This is a genomic window from Aliinostoc sp. HNIBRCY26 (assembly GCF_050235535.1).
GTDB lineage: Bacteria > Cyanobacteriota > Cyanobacteriia > Cyanobacteriales > Nostocaceae > Trichormus.
In genome coordinates, this window is the sequence record NZ_CP189852.1 from 2096951 (window position 1) to 2111244 (window position 14294).

The 14294-nt window shown below is 40.0% G+C and carries 13 protein-coding genes and 1 pseudogene; 9 read left to right on the forward strand and 5 right to left on the reverse strand.

Annotation, left to right across the window (positions count from 1 at the left end; all coding sequences use genetic code 11):
• Nucleotides 1–8: 8 nt before the first annotated feature.
• Together ACQFX9_RS08930 and ACQFX9_RS08935 are read right to left on the reverse strand one after the other, a co-directional pair.
• Nucleotides 9–182, reverse strand: coding sequence for a hypothetical protein (locus ACQFX9_RS08930; protein WP_427161659.1), 174 nt, complete (start codon nt 180–182; stop codon nt 9–11).
• A gap of 18 nt (nt 183–200) precedes the next feature.
• Entirely contained in the window at nt 201–1205 is a 1005-nt protein-coding gene (locus ACQFX9_RS08935; protein WP_427161660.1) for a zinc-dependent alcohol dehydrogenase family protein, read from the reverse strand.
• Between the two features lie 427 nt (nt 1206–1632).
• Between ACQFX9_RS08935 and nadC the strand changes: the two genes are divergently transcribed.
• Together nadC and ACQFX9_RS08945 are read left to right on the forward strand one after the other, a co-directional pair.
• Nucleotides 1633–2499 (forward strand): carboxylating nicotinate-nucleotide diphosphorylase, encoded by an 867-nt coding sequence (gene nadC / locus ACQFX9_RS08940; protein ID WP_427161661.1) that lies wholly within the window; start codon nt 1633–1635, stop codon nt 2497–2499.
• A gap of 633 nt (nt 2500–3132) precedes the next feature.
• On the forward strand, nt 3133–3570 hold the full coding sequence (locus ACQFX9_RS08945; protein ID WP_427161662.1) for a hypothetical protein: 438 nt from the start codon (nt 3133–3135) through the stop codon (nt 3568–3570).
• Nucleotides 3571–3762: 192 nt separating this feature from the next.
• Here the strand turns inward: ACQFX9_RS08945 and larC are convergent, their stop codons facing one another.
• On the reverse strand, nt 3763–5037 hold the full coding sequence (larC, locus tag ACQFX9_RS08950; RefSeq protein ID WP_427161663.1) for a nickel pincer cofactor biosynthesis protein LarC: 1275 nt from the start codon (nt 5035–5037) through the stop codon (nt 3763–3765).
• 313 nt (nt 5038–5350) lie between these two features.
• Here larC and ACQFX9_RS08955 point away from each other — a divergent pair, with 313 nt between their 5' ends.
• The 3 genes from ACQFX9_RS08955 to ACQFX9_RS08965 all read left to right on the forward strand — a co-directional run bounded on the left by ACQFX9_RS08955 (nt 5351) and on the right by ACQFX9_RS08965 (nt 8693).
• Nucleotides 5351–6010: an L-threonylcarbamoyladenylate synthase gene (locus ACQFX9_RS08955; RefSeq protein ID WP_427161664.1), complete on the forward strand. Its 660-nt coding sequence runs from the start codon at nt 5351–5353 to the stop codon at nt 6008–6010.
• 353 nt (nt 6011–6363) lie between these two features.
• Nucleotides 6364–7578: a HetZ-related protein gene (locus tag ACQFX9_RS08960; protein WP_427161665.1), complete on the forward strand. Its 1215-nt coding sequence runs from the start codon at nt 6364–6366 to the stop codon at nt 7576–7578.
• 644 nt (nt 7579–8222) lie between these two features.
• A complete protein-coding gene (locus ACQFX9_RS08965) occupies nt 8223–8693 on the forward strand; it encodes a PD-(D/E)XK nuclease superfamily protein (RefSeq protein WP_427161666.1) in 471 nt (156 codons plus the stop codon).
• On the opposite strand, the gene ACQFX9_RS08970 is transcribed toward ACQFX9_RS08965, so the two are convergent.
• On the reverse strand, nt 8690–9523 hold the full coding sequence (locus ACQFX9_RS08970) for a DNA adenine methylase (protein ID WP_427162842.1): 834 nt from the start codon (nt 9521–9523) through the stop codon (nt 8690–8692). The two genes, ACQFX9_RS08965 and ACQFX9_RS08970, sit on opposite strands and share 4 nt — an antisense overlap.
• Before the next feature lie 289 nt (nt 9524–9812).
• Between ACQFX9_RS08970 and ACQFX9_RS08975 the strand changes: the two genes are divergently transcribed.
• Nucleotides 9813–10019, forward strand: coding sequence for a DUF751 family protein (locus tag ACQFX9_RS08975; protein ID WP_427161667.1), 207 nt, complete (start codon nt 9813–9815; stop codon nt 10017–10019).
• Between the two features lie 109 nt (nt 10020–10128).
• Here ACQFX9_RS08975 and ACQFX9_RS08980 read toward each other — a convergent pair.
• Nucleotides 10129–10251 (reverse strand): annotated as a pseudogene (locus ACQFX9_RS08980) (hypothetical protein); the annotation flags it as partial.
• On the opposite strand from ACQFX9_RS08980, the gene rbfA reads away from it, so the two are divergent.
• The 3 genes from rbfA to ACQFX9_RS08995 all read left to right on the forward strand — a co-directional run bounded on the left by rbfA (nt 10193) and on the right by ACQFX9_RS08995 (nt 14076).
• Entirely contained in the window at nt 10193–10531 is a 339-nt protein-coding gene (rbfA, locus tag ACQFX9_RS08985) for a 30S ribosome-binding factor RbfA (RefSeq protein WP_427161668.1), read from the forward strand. The pseudogene ACQFX9_RS08980 and the gene rbfA sit on opposite strands and share 59 nt — an antisense overlap.
• 951 nt (nt 10532–11482) lie before the next feature.
• Nucleotides 11483–12706: a glycosyltransferase gene (locus ACQFX9_RS08990; protein ID WP_427161669.1), complete on the forward strand. Its 1224-nt coding sequence runs from the start codon at nt 11483–11485 to the stop codon at nt 12704–12706.
• A 170-nt stretch (nt 12707–12876) separates the two neighbouring features.
• Nucleotides 12877–14076, forward strand: a complete 1200-nt coding sequence (locus ACQFX9_RS08995; protein WP_427161670.1) for a glycosyltransferase family 4 protein — start codon at nt 12877–12879, stop codon at nt 14074–14076.
• Nucleotides 14077–14294: the final 218 nt, after the last annotated feature.

A 14294-nucleotide genomic window follows, 5' to 3' on the forward strand; every position in this document is an offset into this window, starting at 1 on the left:
GAGCAATTTTATATAGTGGTGAGTGTTGAGTGCTGAGTGTTGAGTGCTGAGTGCTGAGTGCTGTTAGCGATAGCGCGGCGTTTAGCCGGTGCTGAGTGGTTAGCTAGGAAATCAATTCCACCTTGTCTACCTCGTCCACCTTGTCTACCTTGTCTACCTTGTCCCCAGTCCCCAATCCCCAATCCCCAATCCCCAATCCCTCACTCATCACCAATCAACAGCACGATTTTACCCGTAATTCCACCACTCTCAATTAACTGATGTGCTTGACTTGCAGCTTCTAAAGGTAACTTATGGCTGACGTGAATTTTCAATTTACCTTGATCAATCCAGTCGGCGCACTCTGCTAAAATTTCCGCTTGGTGCTGTTGTGCTTCTACTAAACCTTGTAACATCGGTGTCAGCATTAATTCAAAACTGACGCGGAGGTTGCGATTTCTGGCAATTCTCCAAACAGTATCAGCCTTGGGTTCAAGAATCGTGACAAGATCACCATAAACGCGCACAGCCGGGAAACTTTGGGAAAATACTTCACCCCCCACCGTATCAAAAGCTAAGTCTACGCCTTCACCATTTGTCCAATCTAAAGCAGCTTGAGCCACATCTGTTTGGCGATAAAAAATCACATGATCAGCACCAATTTGTCTGACAAAGCGCGCCTTTTCTTCGGAGCTAACGGTAGTGGCGACAGTCGCGCCTTTGAGTTTCGCCAGTTGAATCGCCACATGGCCAACCCCACCAGCACCCGCATGAATTAAAACTTTCTCCCCTGGTTCTAGTCTTCCCCTTTCATACAAAGCTTCCCAAGCAGTGATTAAAACTAGAGGCGCGGCGGCGGCTTCTGCAAAGCTTAAAGACTTCGGCTTATGGGCGGCGAAGCGTTCATCTATAGTAGTGTACTCAGCATAATTACCCTGATGTCCACCCAAGCCACCGTTACAAAAATAGACTGCATCACCAGGACGAAACCTTTTTACGTCTTTACCTACAGTTTCTACTACACCCGCACCATCACACCCTAAAATGGCAGGCATTTGCTCAGGGTAAAACGTGCCTCGTTGACGTACCTTAGTATCAATGGGGTTAATCCCAGCCGCTACGAGGCGGACTAACAAGTCTGTATTACCTAATGTTGTTGGTTTTGGTACTTCTTGTAATTGCAAAACCTCTGGACTACCTGCGGCTGTCATCAAGACTGCTTTCACGATTTTTCCTCCGATTTGAAGCTAGATGCACAATTATTATTGGTGAATTAACGCTTTTAGGATAGTAGGGTTCGGTGGAAGAAAAGGGAACAGGAAGATAAAAGGCGATCGCAACGCATGACAGAAATATTTTCCTCTACACCCCCATACCCTCAAAAAAAACCGCGAAACTATAACTACACATAGTTTCACGGTTTTTAGTGTGGTGTGAGGAGCTTAACTAAATATCATGATAGAGTACCTACCCAAGTACGGCGTACTCGTAACAGTTTTGGTAACAGAATTTTTTTGGTCAAGATATGATGAATTTCTTGTAAGGTAAATTTTACTACCGAGCAGTTACAACCCCGATATATTCAAAAATCTGGGTATCTACAAAGATCAAACCTGACCTTTTGCCTTTTACCTTTTACCTTAATTCACCCCTATGAGTAATTTAAATGCTGTGCTACCTCCATTGATTGTGTTAGATCAGCTATTGCAAAGCTGGTTGTTAGAAGATATCGGAAGAGGCGATCGCACTACAAATAGTCTACTAACCACAAATGTCACTCCAGGTAAAGCGAAATGGATAGCCAAAGCACCAGGAGTCATCGCCGGTTTACCCATAGCCGCTAGAGTATTTCAGCTATTGGATAGCAACGTGAACTTTGTCATGACAGTTGATGAAGGAACATTTTGCGAACCAGGACAGTTAATAGCGGAAATTCACGGTTCATTAGATGCTTTACTCATGGGGGAAAGAGTCGCCTTAAACTTGGGAATGCGTCTAAGCGGAATCGCCACCCTAACCCATCAATATGTTGAAAAAATAGCTGATTTACCTGCTCAATTGGTGGATACACGCAAAACTACCCCAGGACTCAGAATTTTGGAAAAATACGCCACATCTGTAGGCGGCGCAATTAATCACCGTATGGGGTTAGACGATGCAGTCATGATTAAAGATAACCATATTGCTGCGGCTGGGGGAATTGCAGAAGCTATTACGAGAATTCGCGCCAAAATTCCCTATCCCTTGACTATAGAAGTAGAAACCGAAAATTTAGACCAAGTGAAAACCGCTTTAGAGCATCAAGCCGACATCATTATGTTAGATAATATGCCCTTAGACATGATGCACACAGCCGTAACATTGATTCGCCAACACGATAAACGAGTCAAAATCGAAGCTTCTGGAAACGTAACTTTAGAAACTATTCGTGCTGTAGCCAAAACAGGTGTTGACTATATTTCCAGCAGCGCACCAATTACACAATCGAAATGGTTAGACTTGAGCATGAAAATGTCTTAACCACAGTTCATTACACAGATTGTTTCTCTTCCCAGTGCTGACTACACCAAAATTTAAAGTCCGATATTATAGGAATCCGACTTGATTATTGAAATTATTTGCGTAGGTAGGGAACAGGGAACGGGGAACAGGGAACAGGAAAAGAGTTAGCAGAGGTGTACTGAGTTTTTTTCAGAAATCAAATAGGATTGCTGGTATTATCTTGGCAATGCAATAATAGTGTTTGCTAGGTTAATTTATGGTTAAGTAAAATAGCGGAAATATATAAACCTGATTTGATTTACACACAACTCTGTACTCTTCTGTATTCCCTATTCAAGTCAGTATATTCAGTAATTCAGATAAGATTAATATCTCTATATGTACATTTTTAAACTCATTATAAATATAATTAATTTTTTCTTATAATTTGAGGGTTTTTGTCAAAATTTTGCTACATCTAGACTATATAAATAGTCATAGGATTCCTATTTGATTTTTGAATAGACTCAGTAAACTATTTCTTCGCTGTTTCTGTGATTGTATTTTTCGCCTAACTCTAATCTAACTCTAGGCGTAATTCATCAATCAAATCGGACTACTATAATATTTACTCACAAATCGTCGGCGTAAATCTTCACATTATGTAGAGTTATGGAAAGGCTTGAATTAAAGTCTCTTCACAGAATTCCTATTCTGTCCCTAATATTGCTTTGGCTAGCTTACGCTATTTTAGGATGGTACTTAGCCGCCCATCACATTATTTGGTTGGTGGGAGGTTTCATTGCGACGATCGCTATAGCTGTAGTTCGTAGAAGTGTTTCTTGGTTAGAACGTTTAGTTTCTTTGGGTTCTCGCAGCCTAGTGGTGATTTTAGTCTTGAGTACGTCAATTGCTTTAGTTGCTACTTGGTCACTATTATTTAGTCTCTTTCTTATCCCTATCGCTAGCACCTTGTTAGCAGATTTAGAAATGCGGTTTGCAGGCTTCAATAAGAAAGATTCCTTTTGGATTTTAACTTTTTTAGCTGCTGCTGGTTTATTAGTAGGTGAAATTATAGACCTTTCGATTTTACCTAGCATCAGATATTAAACTAATTCGTAGTGATGAGTGCTGAGTAATGAGTGATGAGTGATGAGTGCTGAGTGCTGAGTAATGAGTGCTGAGTGCTGAGTAATGAGTAAATGCCCATAGGACTTACACTCATTACTTATTACTTATTACTTATTACTCATTACTCATTACTTATTACTCATGTCTTCTTGTACACGTAGTTCATAATGCCTAATTAAATTGCCAGCTTTGCAAGGCCATCTGATGAACTTCCCGCCAAGGAATATTGTATTGACGGGCTAGTGCTGCACAATCTTCGTATTCTGGCTGAATGTTGGCAACACGCCTATCTGTAGCTTGTCCTTGCCATGCTACTTTAATTCTCACTGTGCCGTATTTCGTTTCTACTTTTTGAATTTCCCGTTCTAAAATAGCGCGTTGCTGGGTAGTGCGCCGGATACCCAAAGTAGTTGTTTCACGAAATACCACAGTTTCACAAGCTGTTAAATTTTCTGGATGACAAATCACAGTTAGTAAAATCCCTGGACGGGATTTTTTCATACCTATGGGTTGGGTAAAGACATCCACAGCACCAGATGCAAACAACGCTTCAAATACGTAACCTATCGCCTGTGGATTTAAATCATCAATTTGGGTTTCTAGTACGGAGATGGTTTCTAAATTTGTGCCAGTTTCCTGAGAATCCATGAAATGAGGCTCAGAAGTGGCACTTTCACCCAGCCAGAGGCGTAGTATATTGGGAATAGGGAGATTAATAGTACCAGATCCTAATCCTATTTTTTTGATGGTCATTGGTGGTGGTGCGCCAAATTCCCGGACTAAAGTAGTTGCGATCGCAGCTCCGGTTGGTGTTACTAATTCTCTATCAATCCCATTACTATAAACAGGACAACTCCGCATTTCCCATAACTTCAAAACTGCCGGTACTGGCACAGCCATCTGTCCGTGTGCAGCCCTGACAGTACCCCCACCCGTAGGAAATGCCGAACAATACAATAAAGGGAATCCTGCCGCATCAGTACCAATATCTAACCAGTCCAATCCCAGGCAAGTACCAACTATATCCACAATTGCATCCACCGCACCAACTTCATGAAAATGCACCTTTTCTGGCGCAATCCCATGCACAGCACCTTCCGCCACGGCTAATTGGCGAAATACCGCCAAACTCCAAGCCTCAGCCCGTGAAGGCAACCCTGCATTGAGAATCATTTGCTCAATTTCCGGCAGATGGCGGCCATGATGGTGTTCGTGGTGATGGTGATGGTGGTCGTGGTGATGTTCAATTAAATCTACATGAACCTTAGTAGCCTGCTGACCATTTTTCTGTACTAATTCTGCCCTTAACTTATATTCCTGGGATATACCCAAATTATTGAGTTTTGCCGTCAAATATTCCAGGGGAACACCCAGACTCACCAAAGACCCCAAACACATATCACCAGATATCCCGGCTGGACATTGAAAATAAGCGATTTTAGTCATAAGTCAATAGTTAATAGTCATTAGTCATTAGTCAACAGTCAATAGTCAATAGTCAATAGTCAAGAGTTATTAGACTCTTTTCTTTTTACTTTTGCTTTTTGCCTTTTGCCTTTCTACTTACCTAGTCCCCTAAAATTTGCCTGTGTATGTAAATATATGCAACCCTTAAGTTTACAGAACATCACCGTAAGAGTATATCCCTTCTTATGAGGGAGATTACTAACGGGCATCTATTTTATAATCCATGCCCAATGCCCCATGCCCAATTCCCAATTCCCCATGCCCAATTCCCCATTCCCAATACTTACGCAATATGGCAAAAATTATCTCAGTCCATCCGGAGAATCCCCAAAGTCGCAGAATAGAGGAAATAAGGTCGGCACTTGCCACGGGCGCAGTTATGCTTTATCCAACAGATACAGTTTATGCGATCGGTTGTGATTTAAATGTCAAATCTGCGGTGGAAAAAGTCCGACAAATTAAGCAGCTAGCAAATGATAAACCACTGACGTTTTTATGTCCTTCCCTGTCAAATGTTACTACTTATGCTTTTGTTAGTGACACAGCATACAGGATTATGAAACGGTTAATTCCAGGAACTTATACATTTTTGCTGCCTGCTACTAAATTAGTGCCAAAACTGGTACAAAGTCCTAAACGCAAAACTACTGGAATTCGGGTACCCAATCATGTTGTGTGTTTAGCATTATTAGAAGCACTAGGAAACCCTATTATTTCGACTTCAGCCCATTTACCGCCAGATGAAGTGGATGACGGCAAATTTCAAATCAATTCAGAACTAAGATTGTCTCGCGTGGAGTTATTTGATCGTTTGGATAAATTTGTAGATGTAATTGTAGATACAGGCGAAGACCCAACTTATGAAGTTTCTACGATTGTGGACTTAACTGGAGATGAACCCTTGATTACCAGGAGGGGTTTAGGTTGGGAAACTGTGGCTGCATGGGTTTAATTATTGAACTTCACAGCCTTTTCCCGTTGTTTCGGAATTATGTCCGTAACAGACTCCAGTTTTTCTATCGTCATACAGACAAACATTGGGAGTGGTGAGGACACAATGACAGTGATGGAGACATATTAAGCTTTTTAGCCATTTTACGGGCAAAGCAAATATGCTTGTGTTAACCTCGATGGGGTTGCTTGAGAAAAAGCGACACACTACATTCTCTGTAACTTTTTTACATTGCGTACAGTCATATATATGAACAGTGCTTTTGGTTGGTTTTGTGGTTTTCCACTCAAACCTGACTTTAGCTGCTGTTTGTGCATTGTCTCAAAGGTGCAAAACCACACCCAGGAAAAGTCATGAAACTCAATCTTGCAAATCTACCAGCCTCTACATCTACTTATGTCAATGAAGTTGTTACCGAAGAATTATCCGCTACAGATGCTTTGATACAACTGCTATGTCAGGAAATGCAAGCTCAAGTCAAAGCAACACCTGGTTGTGTGCAGAATGTTGCCCAACGTATTGCCAAGGAAGTTCAACGCATTTGCGATAAGAGTTCCCGCATTCAAACCTCTGGGGCGATTCAGTCTTGGCAGGTGACTTTATCTCGCCACCGCCTGCAAAAGTGTCTACATTACTATAAATTAGGTTCTCGACGGGGACGGGTAGAATTACATAGTAGCTTGGGTTCTATGGTTTACCGTCATGTCACCATAGCTGGTTCGGAATTGGGATTTGAAGGTCGTTACAATCTAATTGAAGATTTTCTCCAAGCATTTTACATTGAAGCTATTAAGGCTTTTCGTCGCGAGAACGAATTACCGGAAGATTACACCCCCCGCACGCAGTTGCAGTTGGCTGAATACATGGCATTTACTGAACAGTATGCCAAGCGTCGGATTAATTTACCTGGTGGAAACAATCAACAATTAATTATTTTACGCGCTCAAGGTTTTGCCCGTCGTCAGCCCCAAGAAACAGCTGTAGATATTGAGATGGCTGTAGAATCTGCCAAAAGTGAGGAAGCAGAATCTTACCTACGGAACTCGGCGGTACAACAGATTAGGGCGCAAATGATTGCTCAAGCTCATATTGATTTATCAGAAGAATCAGAACGCGATCGCATTATCTCTGAACTCATTCAATATTTGGAAGCCCAAGGACAATCTGATTGCGTAAATTACCTGGTTTTAAAGCTACAAGACTTACCAGCCCCAGAAATTGACCAAATTCTCGGACTTACTAGCCGTCAACGCGATTATCTACAACAGCGTTTTAAATATCATGTGCAGAAGTTTGCCAAGCAACATCATTGGCAATTAGTGCATCAATGGTTGGGTGCAGGTTTAGATCAAAAATTGGGATTATCTGCCCAACAGTGGCAAACTTTAATGAGTACCTTATCTCCCCAACAACAGCAATTATTAGAATTAAAAATGGCTAAACAAAGTGATCAGGCGATCGCTAAAACCTTAAAATGTACTCCCAAGCAACTACAAAAGCGTTGGACACAACTACTAGACATCGCCTGGGCTATCCGCAACGGCCACACTGAAATGCAAACAGGCTAAATTTCAGCACTAAGTCACTTAACCGTTGATTTCAATGAGAAATATACAACATCCCTATTTTTAGGTTTTAGCCCAAATTCTCCACTAAAGCATATTGAATTATCTTATGCCCAGCCACTTCAGAACCCCGATTTCTTAAAGAAATTGGGGTTCTTAGATTTCTAAAATCATCAAAAATCCACTGATTTTTATAGTACATTTGCACTGAAATAATAGAAATTGAAAATTCATATTAAGTAATTATTTATTTACTCCCATTTCCATGAAATCCTGGAATGAGTGAGATTAGCACCAACAGTTACAGATGATGAGCAGAAATGAAAATCATACAAGTCCTCCGTAGGTAACTTTAGCCTATGGGAATTAAGTAGCCGTCATGTACTGCGTACACCAGAACACATGAAAAAGTCTTTCCCTTACACCCCTATACCCTTAAACCCCTACACCCCTTTTTCAAGTCAGAACAACTAGGAAAAACCAAACTATATTAAGCAATGTAAAAATACTAAGATTCAGTTCGTAGTAAGGACTTTAGTCCTTTTTTGTTCGCGGAGAGTCTCGTAGAGAGGACTTTAGTTCTCTCTACAAACCTTTAATGATTTACCCTGTTTTACTTATCTGTAATTTTTGAATTTTGAATTCCTATGACTCCAGGCGCACGAGCAAATCAAGCAGGTAAGATTTTAGAAAGTAATGTAGATGCAGTATTAACTGCTTATGAATATTTCCAAATTGGCAGTCATATTACTAAAGAGTATTTACTAAATGCCAGTTTGTTAAATAAACGCTATGGTAAGCAAGTTGGGATTGGTAACGGCATTTATAATACTGCTCTTAAAGTTGATTTTTATGTCATAGGAACACCCACAATTCCTGGCGGATTAATTATTGAATGTAAATGGCAAGAAAGCGGCGGTTCAGTTGATGAAAAGTTTCCTTATTTAAACTTGAATATTCAAGAATATTATCCAGCACCGACAATAGTAGTCATTGGGGGTGAAGGGATGCGCGGAGGAGCTATTGATTGGTTAAAACAGCAAGTGAAACATAATCATAATTTACTAGCAGTTTATACATTAGATAGATTTATTGCCTGGGCTAATAAAAATTTCTAATAAGATGTAATTAACAATTCACTGATCAGCCCTCTCTTTTGAGTATTAGAATTAATAGAACGGGCAGCTACTATTTTATGAATTTTAAAACCAATCTCTTGATATAAATCAATAATAAAATCGGAATCCGAATTACAAACAGCAACTTTTACCCCAATACTTGCTAATTCTGCACAGACATCTCTTAATTTCTCTTGTTTTCTTGCATCAAAAATAGTCTGATGGTAACTGGTAAAATAACTTGTGCTACTGATAGGATGATAAGGCGGGTCACAAAATACAAAATCATCACAACTCGTAGCGTAATTTAATATATTGGCAAAGTCTGACTGCTGAATTTCTGATGTATGCAAAATAGCAGAGGCTGCTCTGAGTAAATCTTCTGGGCAAATATTAGGATTGGCATATCTGCCTAAAGGTACATTAAATTTACCTTGGGAATTGACCCGATATAAACCGTTATAACAAGTTTTATTCAGATAAATAAATCTAGCGGCTTTTTCTAAAGCACTACCACCAGAATCAGCCCTAACACTGTAATAATAATCTTTGTTATGTCTAAGTTTATGTTCCTTCAAAAGACAAATTAATTCTTCCACATGATCACGGACACAGCAATATACATTAATCAATTCACCATTAATATCAGTTAAAAACGCTCGTCGAGGTTGTAAATAAAAAAATAAAGCTCCACCCCCCAAGAATGGCTCATAATAATTTTGATAATTCTTGGGTAAATAGGGAATATATTGTTGTATTAATCTACTTTTACCCCCAGCCCACTTTAAAAAAGGGCGCGAGCAAGTTTCCTTAGAGATTTCACTAACCATTGCACGGCGATTCAGATATAGGCTAATAAATATAACATCATATTTCAGAGAATATACAGGATTCAGGACAATAAAGTAATTCTGAAGAATCTGACTAATAGATATAGTAGTAATATCAAAACTTGATTGATATCTGAATTTTGCTGATAAGATTCTGAACTGTGACAATATAACTAACGAAGCATATTTTATATGAATTGAGTAGTTTTCCTGCACAATGGATTACAATAAGGGGGATAAACTACATCAAAACAAACGTTAATTCTATAACAAGGCAGTCTCAATTAAAATGTTTGACGGATTTTGGGATAACGTTTTTCGCTACCCCCGCTACTTGATTACTATAGTTCTAGGTTTGCTGCTGAACACCTTTGAACCATTGTTCCCTCTGTTAAAGCGTCCAGTCACCCTAGTGGCTGTTTTGGGCTTATTGATAGGCGGTTTGGCGTTCCTGACTTTCACATTACGAGCGATGTTGGGATTTAGTACCATCTAGACTAAAAGTATATTGTCGATCGCTGTTAAGGACAGTGTTGGTTCATCTACAACCCTTGTCCTACCTCACTTATATTTGTTGTTGTCTTACCTCTGTGGAGAGGGATTATTTATATGGCTACAAATCGCCGCGTTTCCCGTGTTGCTGAATTAATTAAACGGGAAGTTAGCCAAATGCTACTGAATGGTATTAAAGATGACCGTGTGGGTACAGGAATGGTCAGTGTCACTGATGTTGATGTTTCGGGTGATCTCCAGCACGCCAAAATTTACGTCAGTATCTATGGTACAGAGGAAGCCAAAGCCGAAACAATGGCCGGACTCAAATCAGCCACCGGTTTTGTGCGGAGTGAACTAGGTGCGCGAGTTAGGTTGCGTCGCACACCTGAAGTGATTTTTATTGAAGACCGTTCCATTGAAAGAGGAACAAAGGTGCTATCACTATTGAACCAGCTTCAATACCAGCGATCGCAAGAAACATCCGACGATGATGATGAGCAAATTTCAGAATAGCTAGCCATCATCACTGGTTCACCAGAAAATAGTTGATTTCAAAACAATCCGCCAAAACATTTCCAGACGTGTTTTAACCACGTCTTTTTTAATTTGTTAAAAATTTTGATCTAGCTGATATTTTAAAAATAACGGCTCTATTGTTCAGTTAAACTCACCTATAGGACTCATATTTTATTTCTGAAAAAAACTCCGTACATTTTTGTTCCTTCTTACCTGTTCCCCGTTCCCTGTTTCCTGTTCCCTTCCTACGCAAATGATTTCAGGAATCAAAGCGGATTCCTATATATTCTTACACATATCAGATACTATGGCACAATTGATTTAAGCACATAGTAACTAAATTTATTGCAAAAGACTCCAATCCAAAGACTTTTAAATCTGACAGAATGTAAATATACAAATCAATACGCTACAACACGCTCATAAATATATTTATTGTAGAGCTTAAAGCTTGTGTCTTCTGTCTTTGGACTTATTTTCACTATTTTTAATTCCCTCTCACATATTGCCAACAAATAATATGAGTCCCAAAGTTTTATCAAGAGTATAAATTCATTTATAGTTGCTTTTTTGGATGTAAGCAAAAATCAAATCAAGATAATGATTCTAATTTTTACAGATATGCAGTTTTTGTAAAGTTAATATGAAGTTGATTTAAAGCTACCTTATAATTACCACTGATATCTTCATAAATTGGTGTAGTAAAGGATTCATAGATAGTTGTTAGAAAAATCTGAAGTTTTCGGCACTAAATTTTTTTGTCTTCAATGTAAAAATTTCGTGAAGACATTAAGTAAAAAGTGACTTTTCTCAGTAGAGATACTACGATAGGGCTGTGTATGTTAAGTACCATTGTTGCATAAATTACGGCTAAAATTCAGTATTTCCCTCAATCATCAGTTCAACTTCTTTGTGTTTGTGCAACAAAGTTCCCTTGGGGTGTGAGTAATGCGAAAACCAGTTTTAACGATTTTCTACCAGTACAATCCCTGGTGTAGTTCCATAGGCGGAATTCAGACACTCATTAATACATTTATCAAATATGCGCCCAGGGAGTTTGAAGTCAGACTTGTAGGGACAGCAAGCGATCGCTCCCAGACTTTAGGTGAATGGCGACAAGCAGAATTTGCAGGCAGAGAAATTAGTTTTTTACCCCTGTTTTTTATAGAAAATGACGATTTTAGAGGTCTAATTCCCACCACTGTTAAATATACAGCTGCCTTGGTTGGGCGTAATTACGCTTCAGATTTTATGCACTTTTACAGAATAGAACCAACCATAGTAACTCGTCATTGGCAGGGAGAAAAGACACTTTTTATTCAAAATGACATTCAGGCGCAAATAGCAGCCAAATACGACAAAAACGCCATCTTGTGGCGCAAATTTCCCGCCGCCTATTTCGCCTTAGAAAAGATGTTGGTAAATCAATTCCAGCAAATCTACTCTTGCAACACCGAGTCCATGAAACTCTACCAAGAGCGATATCCCGACTTACAAGAGCGAGTAGCTTTTCTCAAAAACACCTTTGATGAGGATATTTTCTATCCCCTAACCCCCGACAAAAAAGCAGAAGGTAGACGCGAACTAGCAACGCGCTTAGGACTAGATGTAGAAACCCGCTTTATGATGTTTGCCGGTCGTTTACATCCCCAAAAAGATCCCATTCTCCTAATTCGTTCCTTAGCCAGTTTAGACGACCCCAAAATTCATTTATTAATAGCAGGTAATGGTGAATTAGCCGATTCAGTGCGCGCAGAGATTACCCAACTCGGACTAGAAAAACGAGTCACAATGCTAGGTGCAGTCCCCCAAAAAGCCTTAGCCGACTTACATCGTGTCTGTCACGCCTTAGTGCTGACAAGTGCTTTTGAAGGCTTACCCTTTGTAGTCTTAGAAGCCTTAGCTTGCGGTACACCCATAGTTACCACCAAAGCAGGTGAGACACCGCAATTACTCTCACCCGAAAGCGGTATTGTCTGTCAAGAAAGGACACCAGACTGCATCGCTCAAGCTTTACGCCAAGTAGTCATGAATCCAGAAAATTATCCCATCTCAGCCTGTGTCAAAACCGCCCAACCATACGCAGCCAGAACAGTAATTAGTGGAGTGTATAAAAAAATGTGGCAGCGTTGGGAAAAAAAATCCTTGGTTGCAATCAATTCAGGGGCATAGGGCTAACCAATTCAAAATTCAAAATTCAAAATTCAAAATTAAAGAATTTTGGACATTGGGCATTGAAATATCGTCTACTTTATCCACCGCCCATTCCCGATTCCCAACCCCCGATTCCCGATTCCCAGCCCCAAATCCCCATTCCCATTCCCTATTAATCGAGATTGACAATGAGAGTTGCAGTAATTGGTGCTAAAGGCATACCACCAAAACAGGGTGGTATTGAACATTATTGTGCGGAAATTTATCCCCGCATGGTTTCCCAGGGTCATACTGTAGATTTATTTGCTCGGACATCATATACAGAAAATGCTGGCTGGCAAAGTAATTATTATCGCGGAGTGCAGGTGATATCCGTACCAGGATTAGATTATACTGGTGTGGATGCTTTTGTCACCTCCGCAATGGGAGCGATCGCAGCTACTCGTCAGCAATATGATATTATTCATTTTCACGCTCTCGGCCCTGCTTTATTTACCTGCATACCCAGACTGGCTAATTCTGCCAAAATCGTCGTTACTTGTCACGGTTTAGACTGGCAAAGAGCGAAATGGGGTAGCCTGTCTACCAAGGTAATTCAACTAGGGGAACAGACAGCAGTGCGTTTTGCCCACAGTATGATTGTCGTCTCAAAAGCCCTGCAAACATACTTTTGGCAAACATATCAAAGAAATACCGTTTATATTCCCACCGCGCCTGCTAATTACGGTGAATCAGACCCCAATTTCGTCTATGGTCGTAATTTAGGACTAGAAACTGGTCGTTATATTCTATTTTTAGGCCGACTTGTCCCAGAAAAACGCCCTGATTTGTTAGTCGATGCTTTTTGTCGCCTGCAACCCCCAGGCTGGAAACTAGTTTTTGCTGGGGGTGTCAGCGATACCAAAGGCTTCACCTCCCAACTACTAGAAAAAATCGCTCATCAAAAAAATATCGTTTTTGCTGGGGAATTAAGAGGTTCTCGCCTGTGGGAAATTGTCAGAGGCGCAGGCTTATTTGTTTTACCTTCCGACTTGGAGGGATTACCTTTATCTATGTTAGAAGCAATGCGAGAAGGTATACCCGTTTTGGGAAGTGATATTGCACCACATCAACAACTATTAGCAGAAGAACGCGGAATACTATTTAAAGCCGGAAACTTAGACTCTTGTGTTTCCGCCCTTGATTGGGCTTTGCACCATCCCGAAAATCTGACAAAAATGGTCAAAAAAGCTCAAAAATACGTCAGTCTTAACTACAGTTGGGATCGCATTACCTCAGAAACGTTAAAACTATATACACAAGTTCTCTATCCTTGTGAAATCAGCGACAAATTACAGACGGAAACTACAGAAGGGGATTTGGCAAAATTAGGGGCAAAAAATCGGTGATTTCTACAGATGAACGTAGAGATTACCTTGTATTAGCTACCCACTGGTATCATGTCAATTTTGGATTTTAGATTTTGGATTTTGGATTAAAAGTCTGGATTCATAGCCTATTGCAGAATTTCAAAACAATACTACTTATCCCCATTTGGTATCAGATATGATAACGAGTAGTTAATATTCTTTAATACTTTAAGTAATTGTGCAACTTATGAGCGTAA